Genomic DNA, 17247 nt, shown 5'->3' with positions numbered 1-17247 from the left:
TGTTATTTGTTCCTCCCTTAGCTTACAGTAGCACTTAGCGCCTCTCTTACCCAGGCGTTATTTTCGTAAGAGGTTCTTCTAAGATTAAGACGTGCCTCTGATCTAGGACCACCATTTTTTATGACTTGCTTAAATTCGTTCCAATCAGGTTGTTGATATATCCAATTGTTGCTCTCTCTATCAAATCTTAACGTTGAATCAGGTACAGTTAATCCCAACGATAAAATACGAGGAATGTATTTATCAAAAAAAAGTTGTCTGAATTCTTCATTTGTTTTAGTTCTTATTTTGTATTTAATCGTCAAATCCTGTTTAGAGGATCCAGTGGTTTCTTTAGAGGCCGGGCCAAAAAACATAAGAAGTGGCTCCCACCACCGATTTAGTGCCTCTTGAATCATTTCTTTTTGCTCGTTTGTTCCTTCCGCGAGGGCCATAATTATAGATTCTCCGTGCTGAGCATGGAATACCTCTTCAGCACAAATCCGCTGTAACGCTCTAGCATAAGGGCCGTAGGAGGCATTAAGCATATTGGTTTGCGTTATGATTGCAGCTCCGTCTACAAGCCAGCCGATAATTCCAGCATCGGCCCATGTCTTGGTTTCCATATGAAATACATTATGAAACTTCAAGTCTCCATTGAATAAATCTTGCATCAAATCAGCTCTATTTTTTCCATAGGGTTTTAGCAAATCCTCTGTAACTCGAAGTAAGAGCTGACCATGCCCCATCTCGTCTTGCACCTTAGCCATAATACCAAGTTTTCTAGACAGGGAAGGTGCTCGCGGAACCCATTCCTTTTCAGGCAATGCTCCCATTATTTCACTCATTCCATGCATAGAAATTAATTTTATTAAAGTTATTCGATATTCCTCTGGCATCCAATCGTCTGCTTCAATTTTATCTCCTGAATGAATACGCTCCAAAAACTGAAACATTTTTTGTTGTTCTTCTTCAGAAGTTAGCACTACGTTCAACTAAAATCCTCCTTTATTCAAGCTATGCTTATCTAAAACTAGTCATAACAACCTTAAAACGTTTTCGTAAAATCAGTTACAAATAACAAGCAAACTACTAAACTTATCTATATTAAAAGTAAAGAAAATTAAATCCTCCTTTTATAAAAGATAGAGACGAAAACATATAACCGTTTTTAAACGTAAAACTAAAAAATAGTAATGTATTTATTACAGATTAATATTTTTGTAAATTTAAGTCAACGAAAAATTCTGAAAACTAAAAGAAAAAATTATGTTTAGACCATAAGCGCAAGAAATAAGACGATTCTTACATAATTATTTGATATGGTAAAACAAATGAAGATTACTTTTGGAAAAATTTAAATGGTATGATATTTAAGTAACCGCATGCTCCATGTTTAGCAAGAAAACCAACTGGGAAGAACAGTTAATTTAATCATAAAAAAATAGTACTTTTCACTTAAATTTATTTAACTATATAAGTGTTTGTAGAGCTTAGAGGCATTCGGTAACTCCATAGGAAAAGTGTCCTGCTAGAGGAAAAAAATCTATCTTATTGTTTGAAAAGTATAAAATTGTTGTGTTTCCATATTGCTCATGTTTTTCTATAATGGCGATAAAAGATTGAGGCTCTTTCTTATATTTGTAAAATTAATGGAGGAGGAAACTAATGGATAAAATAAATCTATCCTTTGAGGAAATGTGGCAAAGGATAATAGCGTGTGATCATAATTATGATGGGTATTTTTATACTGCTGTTAAAACCACAAAAATTTATTGTAGGCCATCCTGCAAATCCCGTAAACCCAAGAAGGAAAACGTAGTATTCTACAAAACTAAGTCAGAAGCTGAAAAAGCAGGGTTTCGTGCATGCAAACGATGTAAGCCTGATTTACAACTAGCTCCTCAAGAAGATTTAGTCGAGCAGGTCATTTCTTTTTTAACTAATAACTATAGACAACCCTTAACATTAGAAAATATATCATTACATATGGGAGTCAGCCCTTTCCATTTAGAGCGTGTATTTAAAAAGGTTACATCGGAGAGTCCCCGCCAGCTTCTAGAAAGGATTCGTATAGAAAAGGCAGCCCATTTACTGAAGCATACAAATGCCTCAAACTTAGAAATAAGCTTGCAAACTGGATTTCAAAGCACCTCTACCTTTTATAAAGCCTTTAGAAATTCTTTTCAAAGTTCCCCAAGTGAATTTCGTAAACAATGGAGGAAGATGCAAGTATGAATGAAAAAGTACAACTAAGTCAACTGAGCATTCCAACTCCACAAGACTTTAGTTTCGCTGAATGTCTGAAGCATTTAATGAAACCTGAACAAGAATGGTTGTACAGAGTTATCGACAACTCCATTTATAAGCTACTTAAAACGGATGATGAACTCATTTTGTTCATAATTGAGTGGCAACCAGGAAATATAATTGTCAAATTTCCTCTTACTCAACCATCTACTATACAAGTTAAAAAAGTTACTACATTTATTAGTGAATGGTTTGATTTGGAGAAGGACTTGAGAGATTTTTATGAACTTGCTAATAATGATCCTGTTTTACGTCCAATCGTTCAAAGTTATTATGGATTACGTATAGTTGGTATGCCCCATTTTTTTGAAGCAATAAGTTGGGCTATTATAGGTCAGCAAATCAATTTAACATTTGCTTACACTTTAAAGAAGCGCTTAGTAGAAAAATATGGAGAATCGTTAGAGTATGAAGGTAACAAATATTATGTTTTTCCTTCATTAGAAATAGTTGCATCTTTAACTGTAGAGGATTTAAAACTGCTACAATTTAGTGCTAGAAAAGCAGAGTATATTATAGGAATCGCTCAGCTCATTCTACAGGGAAAGTTATCGAAGGATTTAGTATTTAAACAAAAGACATTCGAACAAAAGCATTTGTTTTTAACATCTATTAGAGGAATTGGACCTTGGACTGCAGACTATGTTTTAATGAAAAGCCTACAAGAGCCCACTGCTTTCCCTATTTCCGATGTTGGCTTGCATAACGCCTTAAAAAAACAATTAAACTTAGACCGTAAACCTACTATGGCTGAACTAAAAGAGTTGGCTATGAATTGGGAAGGCTGGCAGGCTTACGCTACATTTTATCTTTGGAGGTCATTATAATGCATAGAGTAGACTTTCAATCACCGATTGGAGTATTAGAAATCTTAAGTACGATGGAGGCTATTTATGCCATCCACTTTACCGAAAGAACTGAGACAGATTTTCAATTGGATGACAATCATCCTGCTGTAGTTCATATATGCGTTAAACAATTGCATGAGTACTTTTATGGAGACCGGATGGACTTCACTTTTCCATATATTTTTGAAGGTACTGATTTTCAACAATCTGTTTGGAAGGCACTTACTAAAGTTCCATATGCCACAACTGTAAGCTACAAGCATATTGCTCAATCTATAGGTAATGACCGTGCGGTTAGAGCTGTTGGGAGTGCGAACAATAAAAATAGGTTGCCTATCGTTATACCCTGTCATCGAATCATTAGCGTTGGAGGAAAGTTGACAGGTTACGCAGGTGGGCTATGGAGAAAAGAATGGCTTTTAAACCATGAACAAGCAAAATTAAAAAACAATTTAGTACAAATTGATAAGCATTAATGTAAAGGAGCCGAGACTATTGTCTCGGCTCCTTATTTCCAAACCATTTAATTTAATTTTATAAATTTACTAAAAGGGTTTGTTGAAAATCTATTGTACTCTTTCCCGTAGTCTTCTCAAAATTTTTATAAAAATCATCTAATGACTTAGATAATAATAACTCCGTTAAAACTTCAGTACCATACAAACTATCCAATTTTTTAACTGTAAAGTATCCCTGAAGGTACACCTTATAATGCTCTAATTTAGATGGTATTGTTTTGTTTGTGTCTATTAACCGATAATCCACTGTTTCACTTAATATGTTCGGGTCGATAACTCTATCCTGATATCCTACGTACTCACTCAGCCCTTCGATAAACCAAAAAGGTAGATGCTCCATTTTGCTGCTTAATCCATTGATTTTAGCGAACTGGTGAATACGATAATGGGTATATTCATGTAATAATATTCTTTCCCATCTTTTCTCCTCGTCCATTATCATAAGATGTATTGATTGATCCATGCGCTTATAGTAACCTACCGCTCCTGGCGATATTTCCTTAATAGCAGCTGGATCATTATATATTTCAATCGATAAAGGGTCCTTCACTTCATTTCCAAAAATCAGATCAAGTTTAGCCTTTTCTTTCTCTAAAAGAGAGGAGTACTCATTCACAGAGGCTATATTTTCTTCTGCAAAATAATAAGAAATATTCGCAATTTTTTTCTTTTCTATATCCTTTTGGATGAGGCTATTAAAGAAAATATGGAATATGCTTCCTATTTCTTTCTCTCCTGTATTTGTTATCTTAGATGAAGGAGTTATCTCTTGATAAGGCTCCTCTGCATAGTTCAACCAAATGCTTCCTCCAATGAATATGGAAAATAAGAGAGTGCCAACAAAAAAGAAACTAGTCATAAGAAGATTATTAATCTTTAAGCAGATAATTTTCTTTATAATCATGTAATTTAAAGCAAAGAGGGCAATGAGCACGCCATATTCTAAATAGGACCAACTGGAAAATTCGATAAACATTTGCACGACAAACAATCCGACGACAATAGGTAACAACAAATACAATACTTGAATAATTAAGGCTTTCAATTTATCCTCCTAATGAATAAAAGTTCATTTGTAAGTTGCAATGTTTTCCTTGGCGTGATTTACTCGTTTCATTCCAACCATTGTTGACAATATGTCTTTTGTATTCATTAGGAATCGCAAGATATCATCTGTGTTTTCCACATCTTTACCTAGGTTAAATGGTGCGCTGGTCGTAACGTGAATATCTAGATCCCTAGCAGCTTCTAAAACTGTCAGCGCTATCCCTGAAACTGATTGAGTTTCCCTATTATTTGCTCCAGGTAAGGAACTATTTAAGGGCACTTGGATAAATCTAAAATGATGGCTAAGCCCTCCTACCCTTCTCGCTATTTTTTCCGTTTTTTCTAAAGATATATAGCCTTTCTCATCACTATCTGTAATTAAACCCAGCCAGGTAGCCAAACCGTAAAATCGTATAGTTTGCTTTTTTACTTGTTGCTCAAAGAAATAAAATAATTCTTCAAGCATTTTGTAGAACGCCTCTTCTCCAAGAACTTTCATAGAAATTTCCGGAACATGTAAATAATAAATATCAATTGTCTCCAAACCAAGGTGTGTTCTGCTTTGATTTAGTGCAAACTGAAAATAGCTTGGAGTAAGTACGTGCTTTTGATGTGCAACTGTCTGTATTTCCTTTTCTTGAATGATTTCATTTTTTAAGAGCACATATTTTAGATATTCACTTGGAACAAGACCCGCATCTATATCACCTGGAATTAGGCCCGCCTTTGTTGAGATGACAAACTCACTTCTATCAAGTTCTTTGTTTGTTATTAGCGACTCTAGCACTTTCCCTATATCTTTCTCTGATTTCATACCACGATAATTTAGAGCGGTATCTATAAAATTCACACCATTTCTGAGGCAGTATTTAATTGTTTTTTCATACAGCTCGGAATCTTCATTTGTCATATCGCCTAAATGTGTCCCGATTGCAATTGGCGAGCAATAAAACCAAGTAGTTTCTCTATATTTTGACTCATGATTATTTAAATAATTTAATGTTTTTTCTCTGGTGGCATAACCCTTTATCATCTAATGGGCTTCTCCTTTAAATAAGATAAAGCCATATAGTAGGCATGAGCTGTAAAAAGTTGTTGGATCTCTCCATTCACGATCAATGAACCCATTTCATTCCAGTTATAAATATGAACATCTATAAATTCTGTAGGGTCGAGCTGCTGACCACTAGTATGATAAGCATCTAGAAGCAGATAGGTAAATACCTTATTGGTTTGAGTTGCCGGATTTACGTAAAATTGGCCCAATAATATAGGTTCTCGGTCTGTTGAGTAGCCCGTCTCTTCTTGAACTTCCCTTAAAATTGCTTCCTGATAGCTTTCTCCCCCTTCTGGCTTTCCAGCAGGAATCTCTAAAAATATGTTTTGAGCTGAATAGCGATATTGACTTACTAATACAATTTGTTGTTCCTTTGTAAGCACAATAGCATTTACCCAATCATCGTATTCATTTACATAATAATCTTCAATTATTTGACCATTGGGCAACTCGCATTTGTCTTTTCGTAAATTGCCAAACGGTGACTGGTACAAATAGGATGAGCTTAGCTTTTTCCATGTGTCCAATATTTTCACTCCTTAGAAAATAGATATTCAGGTTCCGTAGATATAGCTTTACCAATAAAAAATATAAAAGCGAGGAAGAAAGGAAAGATAATTAGTTGTCCAATAATGATAAACGCTGTTGCAGGTGATGGGTCATCTCCCCTGTAGGTTATAGGAAAAATACTAGCGAACAAAAGAATGAAAAAAATCAAATATGGAAACCACAGGAAAGAAGAAATATATCTGCTCTTTCTGTATTGGAGCCACCTGCCGTTTACTAGGAGTAGAACTGTTATCAATGATATGAAACCTAAAACATGGAGAATCATCATAAATAGGTTTACGGCGTCAGTTTCCCAATTCGTTATACGAGCTATTCTATAAAAGTTTAACTGTAATTCAAATGATATAAAAATCATAAGTGCATTAATAATGCTAACTATGTTCAGACGTAAAAAGTAATTGATACAAAAAACACCTTTAATTATTTTGCAGAGAGCTACCACATTCAGAGCAAAATTTGAAGGATTTGCCAACTGGGTGACCACAATTGGAGCAATAGACTTCCGCTTTTAATTGTCCCTCTTCCCATCCTTTGCTGGCTGCCGCCATTTGTTCACGTGTTGCCTCATTGTTTATTTCTTTTAATTTCTTGTAGTTACCTACGCCTGTTAATAAAAAGCCGAAAAAGATAAGGGGTGCTCCTACGAAGAATAACCAGAAATATTGAGGCTCCTCAAAAAACTCCAGAGTAAAAAATTCAAAACAAGCAATTGCCAAGCAGCATATTCCAGCAAACATGATAATCGGACCTATAAATTTCACTACGTATTCACCCCAATTTCCAAAAAATTCATAAGCACTCATTAAAATAATTAAATTCCTCTATGGAAATTGGAGCAGATAAGTTTATTTCATTATTTAAAGTAGCTATTACATCTGCTTCTCTTTTCAACCAATAGCGATAAGGTGATTCAGTTACAGCCTTCCATACAAAAAAGCCCTTTTCTGTTTCAGGAAAAGTTGAATGAGATGTTCCACCTTGCCGCTTAGCAAAGGAAAAAAGAGAAAATTTCCCTAATGCGGGCTTTAATTATTTGTTTTTTCAAATAAAATACCTCTAGACCATATTATACAATACAATAATCATTATTTATTATAAATTTTTCATTTAATTAGGAATTATATAACTCGTTTTGCTGTTATTTCTGTTAGCGATTTAACAATACCTACTTTTTGCATACTTGCATATTCTAACTATAAGGCTAGCTCACAAGGGAGGAACACCTAATGGGATTATTCATCAATGAATACCAAAACCCTGGGGTATTTAAAAATACGGCAGAAATAAAGGCGCCTAATCAAACAGAATATCGATGTAACCACTTATCTGAGTTCATACAAGATCAAAATACTGCAAATGAAGCTTTTCTTCGAGCCATTAAAGGATTAAGAAGATCTCAATATCACTATGGTCATCAGCAAATAACTCAATCGTATGAAATGAATGCAAAACTACAGGAGTTAAAAGAACTCAATATCAAACATGAGCTTGTTGAGAAACAAGTATATAACTGGTTAGAAAAATTAGAGCAGCAAAACCATACTATACAGCTACTAATAAAAGACGAGCAATTAGGCAAAAACGATTTAACCGTTCAAATTGAAAAACTGGACGATACGCAAAATGAAATAATGTCTCGATTAGAACAAGCAGAGGTAACACAAATATGTATTGTAAATAAGCTCGAAGATCTTTCTCTAGAGAATAAGGAAGTTTTATCTCATATAGAAAAAGTAGATATTTTTAATGATGAAATAATGAATAAAGTTAATGAACAGAATCAATTCCGTCAAATAATTAATGAACAGTTTAATAATTTGGAAGATGGACAAAAGGAATTAACAAACAGAGTAGACAATCAAGAAGGATTAATGGAGAAGATTTTGCGCCAAATCGATCATGTAAGAACTTCATTGTTTGAAAGAACTAGCTTTTTAGAAGAGAAAATGGAGAAAATATATCACGCCTCCATAGCTAGCTTTCAGAAGATAAAAAACGGTTCTGAATAAACTTGAGGGGGAAAACCTATAAACCTTAGCAAATGGGTTGGTGGATTTATCATTTTCATTTTATTGATTGGTTGTGGGACTGTGGCTTTATCGAATACAAATGATAGTAACAAATTCCCATATGAAGTTACTACGGAAGTAATGGATGAAAGAGCAATGATAGAACATGCCTTCAAGTCTATTAGAAGCTTTAAAAAGTTAGGCTTTATCAAACCAGAGGATAAGCTAGACAGCACACTCTTGACCTATGACCCATCCAAGGATGTACTAAAGTATCAAGAAACATTTTACTTAAGCACCGGCTACAAATATCTTTCGTTCTCTTCTCTACTAAATTATTCGAAAGAGGATTACGAAAATTACGTTCAATCATTAGAAAATTTGAGAAGGTTATCACACGAGAGCATGGAAATTGAAATTGGTAATAATGAGGATGCCTCATTTACAACACTTTTAGGTCTTGACGGAAATGAGCTATACCATATTGATTTTCTTAAAGAGGGATTTAGTAATGATGTAGTAGATGCTGTTGGCTTGTCTTTAAAACCAGTGGAGGAAGGTGTTTTTGAACGGTTTTATGATACCCTTTTAAAAGATATGGACAAAATTAAATTCCCCACAATGGATAAGGGCTATGAAGTTAAGTCAATTATATCTAAATGGATAACAGATCATATCGGTCCCGAATTAATAATCGAATATGAAAATTTTCAAAACAAAACATTCCTTTATACTATTAGAGATAGTGATCTTGTAATTGATGCTTATGACGAAAAAAGTAAATTTTTACTAAAGAATGGTACCGAGGTAAATTTATATGTATCTGCATATAAAGATGATTTTCTAGCTTATACGTGGTCTGATGGCATTCATTTTTATGAAATAACAATTGACACCCAAAAGAATCAATTGAAAAAAGAAGAAATATACAAAATAATCGAGTCTTCTCTTCAAGATAAGAGTACTTTTTCAGATTTAAGTCTTTTTAAACCTTTGAACGATTTTCCTATCTTAAACGAAAAAGATAAACAGCTACGAGAGATAATTCAGAAAGAAAATTAAAAGCGCTCGTAAAGTGTACTTTCTCCCCTAAAAGATCAAAAAGCGCTCCTAAAAATAGAAAAGTGTCTCCTAAAGTTGCGAAAACCGCCCCAAAAGAACTTAAAGCTTCCGACATTTTTCTCCGGAAGCTTTTATTACAAGGCAAATATGAAACAATTTCTTATCATATGGAAACAAAAAAAGCACTGTTAGAACAGTGCTTTTGAAATTAAAACCGACCGATTATTTATTATTACTGAGAATGTTATCTAATTCAATCCATTGTTTCATCCTCGGCATCTCTACTGACTGATTATAAGATTGATCCATTATGAAAACTTTTGTCTGCACATCTTTTAGCGTTTCTAAAACAGCTGGCTTGTCATCAAAATAGTAATCTAGCTCTAATTTCATGATGGTTGCTATTTTTTCATCGTCTAGCATTCCACAATAGAAGTGTTCATCCTTCACTGGAAAGCCTTGCGCTTTCATCCACTCACGAGTCTGAGCACAATATTTTTTGGGGCGAGAGGTAATATAGTAAATTTCATGACCATCATTGTCTAAGGAATTTAGAGTTTCTAAAGCCCCCTCAAAAGATGGACAATCCGTAAAATAAATTTCCTCCATACACTCTCTCCACATAGCATTTCCATCTTCTTTATTTAGTCCAAATGCTTCATGGATCTCCACCGTCTGTAATGCACGGAAAACATCTAAATCCACACTTTGGTTGAGTTTCTTATTATACAAATGAAAAGCGTGCTCTCTTAAATTAATTAAAGTATCATCAATATCAAAACCAAATTTCATTTTTTGTTCTCCTACTCTTATAACATGATTGTAAATTGGGAAGCAAAGGACTGCTCCTTCTCAATTTGAGATGCTTGAATTTTTTCAATTTCTCTTTTTCTTTGAGTCGAGCAATCAAACGAATCCAATAAAGTTACGTAGTCTTTGTCTATTAACGTAGCTAAATAATCAGCATCCTTTAAAGCACTATTTAGACCAAATGCCCCAGTCGGTGTCATTGTATGTATAGCATCGCCTATCAATACTAAACCAGATGAGCCCCAGTTTTCACTTGTTGTGCTATACACATCTAATAGCACAAAATCCTTCCACGATTGAATATGCTTATGCACGGTTTCATTTAGGTCAGGAAAAGCTTCCACTAACTGTTGGATAAATGCTGTAAAGGGCTCCTTACGTAAGGTTGAAAATGAACCTTCTTCAATATTCCAGCCGACTTGTATAAAATCATTCGTTTGAGTAAATAACGATAATTGCTTATTATTGATTAACGCCATTTTGATCGATGGTTCCCATCCTTCTGGTGATGGGATTCTTGCCCATAGTAAATCATAACCGTGTTTTCGTTTATTTACCTCAATTTCTGCTTTTTTACGTACCGTTGAATTACGACCATCAGCTCCAATAATGAGCTGGCAATCTATCGTAATTTCTTGTCCATTTTGTATAGCTAAGACACCGCAATAGTTTCCAGCATCATCCTTTAGTAAATCGGCTACTCTAGTATTCATCATACATGTTAGATTTGGAAAATGAGTCCCAGATTTTATGAGGACTGATAAAAGGTTAGCTTGTGGTACATGAATGCCGAGATGACCAATCTCTGGTTGTGGTAAAATTGTTTTAAAAGGCTTACCATCCTGCCAGTACTCTAATTTTTCCATTCGTAGTAAGCCCAACTGTTCTATTTCTTCAAAAAGGCCGTATTTTTTTAGAATTGCTTCTCCCTCTTCATTAAGATGTTCTCCTCTAAAAGCTTTTCCTACTTCTTTATCTCTTTCTATAAGAGCTACATTAATATTTTTTCTAGCTAATAAGAAAGCAAGGAGAGATCCACCTGGACCAGCTCCAACAATACAAATATCGACTTTTAGATTCACTTTTCATCACCTTGCTTAGGATATGCAATTATTCGAAGGTCCTCTCCAAGCTTTTGGAACTCATCGAAATACAAATGCTTTGCAGCTATCATGGTATCCGGATTAGGACCTGTATAAGGTGTAATGGAATCTTTTCCTCCCAATACTTTTGGAGCTATATAAATATAATATTTATCAATCAAACCTGCGTTTAAAAAGGAGGCATTTACTGCTCCTCCTCCTTCAACAAGGATATCGGTTATACCTAATCGATAAAGTTCTCGAAGTGCAGCATATAAATCTAACCCATTTGTTTCTTTGGATACAAATATCAGCTTGACTCCCTTTGCTTCAAATGGCTTAGCTCTCTCCATATCTACTTCGTCACTTGTTAAAATAATAGTTTTAGCGGTTACTGTTTGAAGAACCTGGGAATCGATAGGTGTTCTTAAATTAGTATCCAAGATAATTCTAGTAGGATTTTTCCCTTGTGTCTCAGGAAGTCTTGTTGTCAACGCTGGGTTGTCAGCAATAACTGTGCCTACACCTACTAAAATGCCGTCTATTTCATTTCGGAGATGATGAACATCTTTCCTTGCACTTTCACTTGTAATCCATTTTGAATGTCCGTTATGGGTTGCAATCTTACCATCTAATGTCATCGCAAACTTAGAGATGACAAACGGCAATCCAGTAGTCATATTGTGTATAAAGCGTTCATTTAGTTTTTTTGCCTCTTCTTCCAGAACTCCAACTTCCACTTCAATGCCAGCATTACGTAGTAATTGTATCCCCCTACCGGCAACCTCCGGATTAGGATCCGTAGTCGCAACAACTACCCGTGCTACTTTGGAATCCTTTACCAAATTTGCACAAGGAGGAGTTTTTCCATAATGAGAGCAAGGCTCAAGCGTCACGTATAAAGTTGCTCCTTCCGCATGGCTTCCTGCCATTTTAAAAGCATGGACTTCCGCATGGGGCTCTCCTGCTTTACGGTGAATTCCACTTCCTACGATAACACCATCCTTAACAATTACTGCCCCTACTATTGGGTTAGGATTCGTTTTCCCTTTAGCACTAGCAGACATTTCAAGTGCTAATTTCATAAAATAATGATCTTTTTCCATACTATACTCACCTCATACAGTCAAACTAGGGTTTTCTTCTAAAATAATATGACCAGACTTTTCTACTTTCGTTTTCAAATAGAACTCATTCGTTTCAGTTAGACCACCCCAAAGAGGAACATGATGATCTGCAAGCAAACCATGTCCCTTTAAAGCAGCAAGCTTTCTTGGATTGTTTGTTATTAAAGTTACAGGCTTTTGTCTTAAAGACTCCAATACACGGATTGCATCTTCATAAGATCGTGTGTCATCCTCAAAGCCAAGCGCATGATTTGCTTCTACTGTGTCATATCCTTCTTCTTGTAAAAGGTAAGCAAGAGACTTAGAAAACAAACCTATTCCTCTACCTTCATGATCTGCTAAATAAAAGATGGCCCCACAGCCGTGGTTTGCCACCATCTTCATCGACTCATGAAGCTGATAGCCACAGTCACATCTTTGACTACCAAAAATGTCACCAGTATGACAAATGCTATGCATACGAATTAAAGCATCTTCTTCATTAGAAAAATCACCATAAACTAGCACCGATGATTGCTGTCCAAAAGCCAAGTTAGATGTGGAAATGGATTTTACAACGTCTTCCTTTGATAAATTTTTATCAATTTTCACCCAAGAGTACCAATTAAAAGTCGTTTCGAAATCATCTTGTTTTATAGGCAAACTTACCGGACCTACTAGGCAAAGATCGAATGCCTCATTTGTAGTTATTATGTTTATTTTATTTTGCAAAATTTGCATGGTTTCTTTTTTTATATTCATTCTCATTCTCACCTATCATTCTAATTCAATCGAATTTTATGTCTATTATATTCTGATTGTACAAATTCACTTACATAACGTAACCTAGTATAAAATTACAAGTATGAAATGTCAAATTATCTATTCTTCCCTTATTGGTTCGCCATTTAATTTTTCTCTTTCAACTTATTATTTTAACACACCCCATACTATATTCTTCTTCTCTTATACTTATAAATAATATATCCATAATTGTTTGTTAAGAAAAAAATCATGAAGAGATGCTTTTCGTGAGTTGAGCGACAAACTTTCACACTCAGCACTCGTCTCACACGAAAATCCTTAACTGCTGTACACTGATTGCTTATGACCCCACCATCCGTAGTGATGATCACAGTGAAAAACGTTTATGTTCACTTGTAAGTTGTTTCATGTGAAATTTACATAATTTGCAAAATAAAAAACTGTTCAATAAAAAATTGAACAGTCTCCAAAAAATTATTTACTATAAAAATGTAACCATGCCTCGTAAATACCACCCGCACAATTTTGGGTTGCCCGAAACAATTTCGGATGGTCTTTAATTGCCAAAAGCTCTGGTTGAGCATTTGCAACAATTACGGATGGATATCCTAGACTAAGCATCTCCTCATCATTACCAGAATCACCAGCAATAAGAATCGACGCATTTGTATCTACATATTTTTCAATCACGTATGTCAAAGCAGATCCTTTTCCACTACTTTCAGGTAGAATGTCAATGTCTCTACCTGAACTAAAGATAAACTTGTGAGGAATCTTTGAAAGCACTAACTCTTGCTTTAGCTTTTCCACGCTGTCATTATCTTCTTTTACTGTATAGGAAATTCTAGATTCATTGGGTAGTTTTTGAGGAAATATTGTTGGGTATTTAGAAACAATATTTTTAATAGCTTCTGGATCCCAATTAGATTTCATTTTATGTTCCCATTCTAAATCAACTTTAAGGTCTGTGCCTACATATATACCTGTTCCCACATCCGAGATTAAAATGCTTGGCATTGGAATTTTTGCTTCTCTAATTAAATCTAAAGCGGAACCTTTATGTCTACCTGTGACATAAACCAAGGAAACCTTCTCATCAAGGCTTTCATAATATTTAAGTAATACTCTTAAATCCTCTTCACTACCGACCAGCGTACCATCAAGATCGGTGGCTAGCATTTGCGTAATCATTTGCATGTAACAAATCCTCATATGTTTTATCTATTTCTTTAGCAATGCTTGACCAGTTAAATATACGACTTGCACGTTCTGCAGCTTCTTTACCTAGTCTTTTTGCTAAAAGATTGTCTTTTAATATATTCTTCATTGCTTTAGCAAGTTGTGTAGAATCTTTTGGAGGTACTTGTAAACCTGTTTTACCGTGAGAAACAACATCTTTTAAGCCACCTACTCCTGAGGCAATAACTGGAGTCCCGCATGCCTGTGCTTCTGCAGCTACCATACCAAATGATTCGTAATAGGAAGGAACAATCACAGAAGTAGCCTTAGAGAACAGCTCACTTAAGTTATGTTGAGATTGAGGACCTATAAATTCTATATATTCTTCAATTCCTTTTACTTTTTCTCTTAAACTTGGATCAGTTGGCAATAGTGTAATGGGATCTATTTCTTCTTTATCTCCACCTGCTAAAACGAGTTTAGCCTCTAATTCTGGACTTTCCTTTTTCATTTTATGAAATGCTTCTAATAGTGTACTAATTCCTTTAGTCTTTTCCAATCGTCCTGCATATACAAATAAGGGCTTCATTCCTGCTTTTCGTTTAGAATGTGACTGGAACTCTTTTGCAACTCCAATCGAAATTACCTCAACTTCGGGATTGTTGTCTGCAAAATCTAAAATTATTTGTTTTTCAACTTCAGTTGTTGCAATAACCTTGTCAGCAGAGTTTAATATATGCTTTTCTGCTTCTAGACGAATAGGCTCCTCAACTCCTGTTGCCTGTTTCTTGGCTATGCCGAGGGAATGTGATGTATGCACAAGCGGAATACCGAATTCTTCCTTTAAAGCAAGTCCCAATAGACCAGACATCCAATAGTGTGAATGAATAACATCATATTTTTGCACAGATATTGTTTTTTTTATTTCCTCATAGAATGTTGGCAGAAGATCGTATATTTTAGTTTTAGGAATATAACCCTTATGCCCTGCAGCAAATCTTATTACTCTTGACCTACTTCCTAATTTTTCGATCCTTGGAGTATCTGGATTACTCCAGTGTGTAACTACATCAACTGCAATTCCTCTCCGTCCGAGTTCAAGAGCAAGCTCTTTAACGTAGTTATTTTGTCCACCCGCCTGCTTACCACCTAATGTTTCTAGAGGGTCACCATGTTCGGAGATAAATAAAATTCTTTTCCACATAAACAGCATCTCCTATCTATCTTTTTCTTAACTAACGCTATTTATATTAATACCCTTACTTTCAGACTATTAAACTATTCTTATAAAGTTTTATGTCTTTTAATGCAATATTAAGATAATTAGAGACATTCAAAGCATGTCTTGGTTTTGCAAGTATCAACTTTCTAAAACCTTAAGAAGATATAGAATATGGGTTTATAATTGACAAAATAAAAACGCTCAAAGATTAAATCTTGAGCATTTTAAAAAAACTAATTTTTGTTGAATGCACCCATTACTTCAATAGTTTCTGTAATATTTACGAATGCATTACTATCAACTTCTTTAATCATTTTTTTTACTTCTCCTAGTTCATATCTAGTGATAACTGTGAAGAGAACTTTTCTAGATTGTTTTGTGTAAGCCCCTTCTCCATCTAACACAGTTATACCTCGAACTAGATTTTGGAGTAATTTTTTTTGAACTTCTTCTCCCTTTTCTGTGATGATCATAAGTGTTATTTTTACATGCTTCGTATGAATCACATCTACAACTTTACCAAATACATACAAAACCAATAATGTATACATCGTTTGTTCCCAACCGATAAAATAGCCGGAAGCCAGTACAATTACACTATTCATAACGAGCATCATTGTTCCCAATGAAAAGTCTTTTTTCTTTGTTATTACAAGTCCAATAATATCTATACCACCAGTAGAACCATTAAATTTAATAATCATTCCCGTAGCAGCTCCGCCTATAACTGCACCAAACACAGAAGACAAAAGAATGTCCTCAGTCACTTGCACCACTGGAATATATTGCATAGCTAAACTGGTTAAAAAGACAGAGTACATACTATATGCAACAAACTTTTTCCCAATACTTACAAAGCCAAGGATAAAAACAGGTACATTAAGGATAAAGATGATCCATCCAATGTTCCAGTTTGTAAGAATACCAATAATCATACCAATACCTGAAAACCCACCTAATATCACTTCATGAGGTACTAAAAAAAGATTTAATGCAACAGCCATAAATAAAGATCCTAATGTTATTACAATAAAATTTTTCATTTCTTGCTCCTTAATTTTAATCGAACTTAACTATACAACAATTTTTATATAAAAACTTATATTTTATAAAAAATGTTGCAATTTCTTATGGAGTCTTCATCAAAAGATAAAAAATTGTTGTCAAATGAAATCGTTTTTTTAATATTATAGCGAAAATAATATTTTTCCAATATATCTTCATTTAAATTCCCTGGTCATTCATCAGCACCACTCTCCAACCATCTGGATCTTCTATCGTAATGCCTTTTTCTTCCCAATAAGGATTTTCTGGTGGCACTGAATTATAGCCCATTTTAAATAACTTATAGCATATATCATCAATTATTGTTTTATGAGGTATATAGAAGACAAGCAAATTGTCCTTTGTGGGTGCAGGACAAGGAGAGCCATCTACATGGGTTGTAAATTCCAAGTGATATGATTTGTCAGGTAAACCAATCATCACACCATCATAACCATCGTGCCCCTTAAAGCTTCCTATAACCTTCAACCCTAGCCCTTCAGTATAAAACTTTATATTCTTTTCCAACTTATCTGTTGGTCTCGCGATTCTAATTTGCATCAAGCCATCTGTCCATTTTTCCATATATACCACTCCTTTTAGAAGAATATTAACATGAAGCAACTTATGATCTCTTCC

General features: G+C 34.6%; 18 protein-coding genes. 5 read left to right on the top strand and 13 right to left on the bottom strand.

Translation table 11 applies throughout. The features are described 5' to 3' along the window. Nucleotides 1–17 precede the first annotated feature (17 nt). Nucleotides 18–935 carry a 1,2-phenylacetyl-CoA epoxidase subunit PaaA gene (gene paaA / locus ACQKNZ_RS10850; RefSeq protein ID WP_427660146.1) on the bottom strand — a complete coding sequence of 306 codons (918 nt, stop codon included), beginning with the start codon at nucleotides 933–935 and terminating at the stop codon, nucleotides 18–20. A gap of 712 nt (nucleotides 936–1647) precedes the next feature. Here paaA and ACQKNZ_RS10845 point away from each other — a divergent pair. Genes ACQKNZ_RS10845 through ACQKNZ_RS10835 form a run of 3 tightly spaced genes read left to right on the top strand, consistent with a single transcriptional unit; the run spans nucleotide 1648 to nucleotide 3613 of the window. Beyond that, nucleotides 1648–2217: a bifunctional transcriptional activator/DNA repair enzyme AdaA gene (locus ACQKNZ_RS10845; protein WP_427659653.1), complete on the top strand. Its 570-nt coding sequence runs from the start codon at nucleotides 1648–1650 to the stop codon at nucleotides 2215–2217. After that, nucleotides 2214–3116, top strand: coding sequence for a DNA-3-methyladenine glycosylase family protein (locus tag ACQKNZ_RS10840; protein WP_427659651.1), 903 nt, complete (start codon nucleotides 2214–2216; stop codon nucleotides 3114–3116). Before ACQKNZ_RS10845 ends, ACQKNZ_RS10840 begins: the two co-directional genes overlap by 4 nt. Further along, on the top strand, nucleotides 3116–3613 hold the full coding sequence (locus ACQKNZ_RS10835) for a methylated-DNA--[protein]-cysteine S-methyltransferase (protein WP_427659649.1): 498 nt from the start codon (nucleotides 3116–3118) through the stop codon (nucleotides 3611–3613). Before ACQKNZ_RS10840 ends, ACQKNZ_RS10835 begins: the two co-directional genes overlap by 1 nt. A gap of 58 nt (nucleotides 3614–3671) precedes the next feature. Here ACQKNZ_RS10835 and ACQKNZ_RS10830 read toward each other — a convergent pair whose 3' ends face one another. The 4 genes from ACQKNZ_RS10830 to ACQKNZ_RS10815 form a co-directional block, all read right to left on the bottom strand. Continuing rightward, entirely contained in the window at nucleotides 3672–4700 is a 1029-nt protein-coding gene (locus ACQKNZ_RS10830; RefSeq protein WP_427659647.1) for a collagenase, read from the bottom strand. Nucleotides 4701–4724: 24 nt separating this feature from the next. Next, nucleotides 4725–5735 (bottom strand): aldo/keto reductase, encoded by a 1011-nt coding sequence (locus ACQKNZ_RS10825; RefSeq protein ID WP_427659645.1) that lies wholly within the window; start codon nucleotides 5733–5735, stop codon nucleotides 4725–4727. After that, entirely contained in the window at nucleotides 5732–6295 is a 564-nt protein-coding gene (locus ACQKNZ_RS10820; RefSeq protein ID WP_318245405.1) for an NUDIX hydrolase, read from the bottom strand. Before ACQKNZ_RS10820 ends, ACQKNZ_RS10825 begins: the two co-directional genes overlap by 4 nt. A 450-nt stretch (nucleotides 6296–6745) precedes the next feature. Beyond that, nucleotides 6746–7090: a zinc-ribbon domain-containing protein gene (locus tag ACQKNZ_RS10815; protein WP_427659643.1), complete on the bottom strand. Its 345-nt coding sequence runs from the start codon at nucleotides 7088–7090 to the stop codon at nucleotides 6746–6748. A gap of 465 nt (nucleotides 7091–7555) precedes the next feature. Between ACQKNZ_RS10815 and ACQKNZ_RS10810 the strand changes: the two genes are divergently transcribed. After that, a complete protein-coding gene (locus tag ACQKNZ_RS10810; protein WP_427659641.1) occupies nucleotides 7556–8338 on the top strand; it encodes a hypothetical protein in 783 nt (260 codons plus the stop codon). A gap of 81 nt (nucleotides 8339–8419) precedes the next feature. Further along, nucleotides 8420–9400, top strand: coding sequence for a hypothetical protein (locus tag ACQKNZ_RS10805; protein WP_427659639.1), 981 nt, complete (start codon nucleotides 8420–8422; stop codon nucleotides 9398–9400). Nucleotides 9401–9622: 222 nt separating this feature from the next. Here the strand turns inward: ACQKNZ_RS10805 and ACQKNZ_RS10800 are convergent, their stop codons facing one another. The 8 genes from ACQKNZ_RS10800 to ACQKNZ_RS10765 all read right to left on the bottom strand — a co-directional run bounded on the left by ACQKNZ_RS10800 (nucleotide 9623) and on the right by ACQKNZ_RS10765 (nucleotide 17193). Continuing rightward, the gene (locus ACQKNZ_RS10800) at nucleotides 9623–10192 is read right to left on the bottom strand and encodes a 5' nucleotidase, NT5C type (RefSeq protein ID WP_151109649.1); all 570 of its coding nucleotides are present in this window, start codon (nucleotides 10190–10192) and stop codon (nucleotides 9623–9625) included. Between the two features lie 17 nt (nucleotides 10193–10209). Next, nucleotides 10210–11292, bottom strand: coding sequence for an FAD-dependent monooxygenase (locus tag ACQKNZ_RS10795; protein ID WP_151109647.1), 1083 nt, complete (start codon nucleotides 11290–11292; stop codon nucleotides 10210–10212). Then, a complete protein-coding gene (gene ribD / locus ACQKNZ_RS10790) occupies nucleotides 11289–12398 on the bottom strand; it encodes a bifunctional diaminohydroxyphosphoribosylaminopyrimidine deaminase/5-amino-6-(5-phosphoribosylamino)uracil reductase RibD (protein ID WP_427659636.1) in 1110 nt (369 codons plus the stop codon). Before ribD ends, ACQKNZ_RS10795 begins: the two co-directional genes overlap by 4 nt. A gap of 12 nt (nucleotides 12399–12410) precedes the next feature. Next, nucleotides 12411–13139, bottom strand: a complete 729-nt coding sequence (locus ACQKNZ_RS10785; RefSeq protein WP_427660144.1) for a GTP cyclohydrolase II — start codon at nucleotides 13137–13139, stop codon at nucleotides 12411–12413. A gap of 498 nt (nucleotides 13140–13637) precedes the next feature. Then, complete coding sequence (locus ACQKNZ_RS10780) at nucleotides 13638–14360, bottom strand: HAD-IIB family hydrolase (RefSeq protein WP_229654063.1); 723 nt, start codon at nucleotides 14358–14360, stop codon at nucleotides 13638–13640. Then, nucleotides 14323–15546: a glycosyltransferase gene (locus tag ACQKNZ_RS10775; protein WP_340863228.1), complete on the bottom strand. Its 1224-nt coding sequence runs from the start codon at nucleotides 15544–15546 to the stop codon at nucleotides 14323–14325. Before ACQKNZ_RS10775 ends, ACQKNZ_RS10780 begins: the two co-directional genes overlap by 38 nt. A 251-nt stretch (nucleotides 15547–15797) precedes the next feature. Further along, nucleotides 15798–16607, bottom strand: coding sequence for a YitT family protein (locus tag ACQKNZ_RS10770; RefSeq protein WP_144536173.1), 810 nt, complete (start codon nucleotides 16605–16607; stop codon nucleotides 15798–15800). Between the two features lie 181 nt (nucleotides 16608–16788). Further along, nucleotides 16789–17193 carry a VOC family protein gene (locus tag ACQKNZ_RS10765; RefSeq protein WP_427659633.1) on the bottom strand — a complete coding sequence of 135 codons (405 nt, stop codon included), beginning with the start codon at nucleotides 17191–17193 and terminating at the stop codon, nucleotides 16789–16791. Between the last annotated feature and the right edge of the window lie 54 nt (nucleotides 17194–17247).

This window comes from Psychrobacillus sp. NPDC093200, from assembly GCF_050280345.1.
Classification (GTDB): Bacteria; Bacillota; Bacilli; order Bacillales_A; family Planococcaceae; genus Psychrobacillus; species Psychrobacillus faecigallinarum.
This window is presented reverse-complemented; position numbering and strand designations above follow the sequence as displayed.

Coding starts and splice junctions, on each gene's coding strand:
- paaA (WP_427660146.1), bottom strand. CDS start 935: ATGTTTCAGTTTTTGGAGCGTATTCATTCAGGAGATAAAATTGAAGCA.
- ACQKNZ_RS10845 (WP_427659653.1), top strand. CDS start 1,648: ATGGATAAAATAAATCTATCCTTTGAGGAAATGTGGCAAAGGATAATA.
- ACQKNZ_RS10840 (WP_427659651.1), top strand. CDS start 2,214: ATGAATGAAAAAGTACAACTAAGTCAACTGAGCATTCCAACTCCACAA.
- ACQKNZ_RS10835 (WP_427659649.1), top strand. CDS start 3,116: ATGCATAGAGTAGACTTTCAATCACCGATTGGAGTATTAGAAATCTTA.
- ACQKNZ_RS10825 (WP_427659645.1), bottom strand. CDS start 5,735: ATGATAAAGGGTTATGCCACCAGAGAAAAAACATTAAATTATTTAAAT.
- ACQKNZ_RS10810 (WP_427659641.1), top strand. CDS start 7,556: ATGGGATTATTCATCAATGAATACCAAAACCCTGGGGTATTTAAAAAT.
- ACQKNZ_RS10800 (WP_151109649.1), bottom strand. CDS start 10,192: ATGAAATTTGGTTTTGATATTGATGATACTTTAATTAATTTAAGAGAG.
- ribD (WP_427659636.1), bottom strand. CDS start 12,398: ATGGAAAAAGATCATTATTTTATGAAATTAGCACTTGAAATGTCTGCT.
- ACQKNZ_RS10785 (WP_427660144.1), bottom strand. CDS start 13,139: ATGCAAATTTTGCAAAATAAAATAAACATAATAACTACAAATGAGGCA.
- ACQKNZ_RS10780 (WP_229654063.1), bottom strand. CDS start 14,360: ATGCAAATGATTACGCAAATGCTAGCCACCGATCTTGATGGTACGCTG.
- ACQKNZ_RS10775 (WP_340863228.1), bottom strand. CDS start 15,546: ATGTGGAAAAGAATTTTATTTATCTCCGAACATGGTGACCCTCTAGAA.
- ACQKNZ_RS10770 (WP_144536173.1), bottom strand. CDS start 16,607: ATGAAAAATTTTATTGTAATAACATTAGGATCTTTATTTATGGCTGTT.
- ACQKNZ_RS10765 (WP_427659633.1), bottom strand. CDS start 17,193: ATGGAAAAATGGACAGATGGCTTGATGCAAATTAGAATCGCGAGACCA.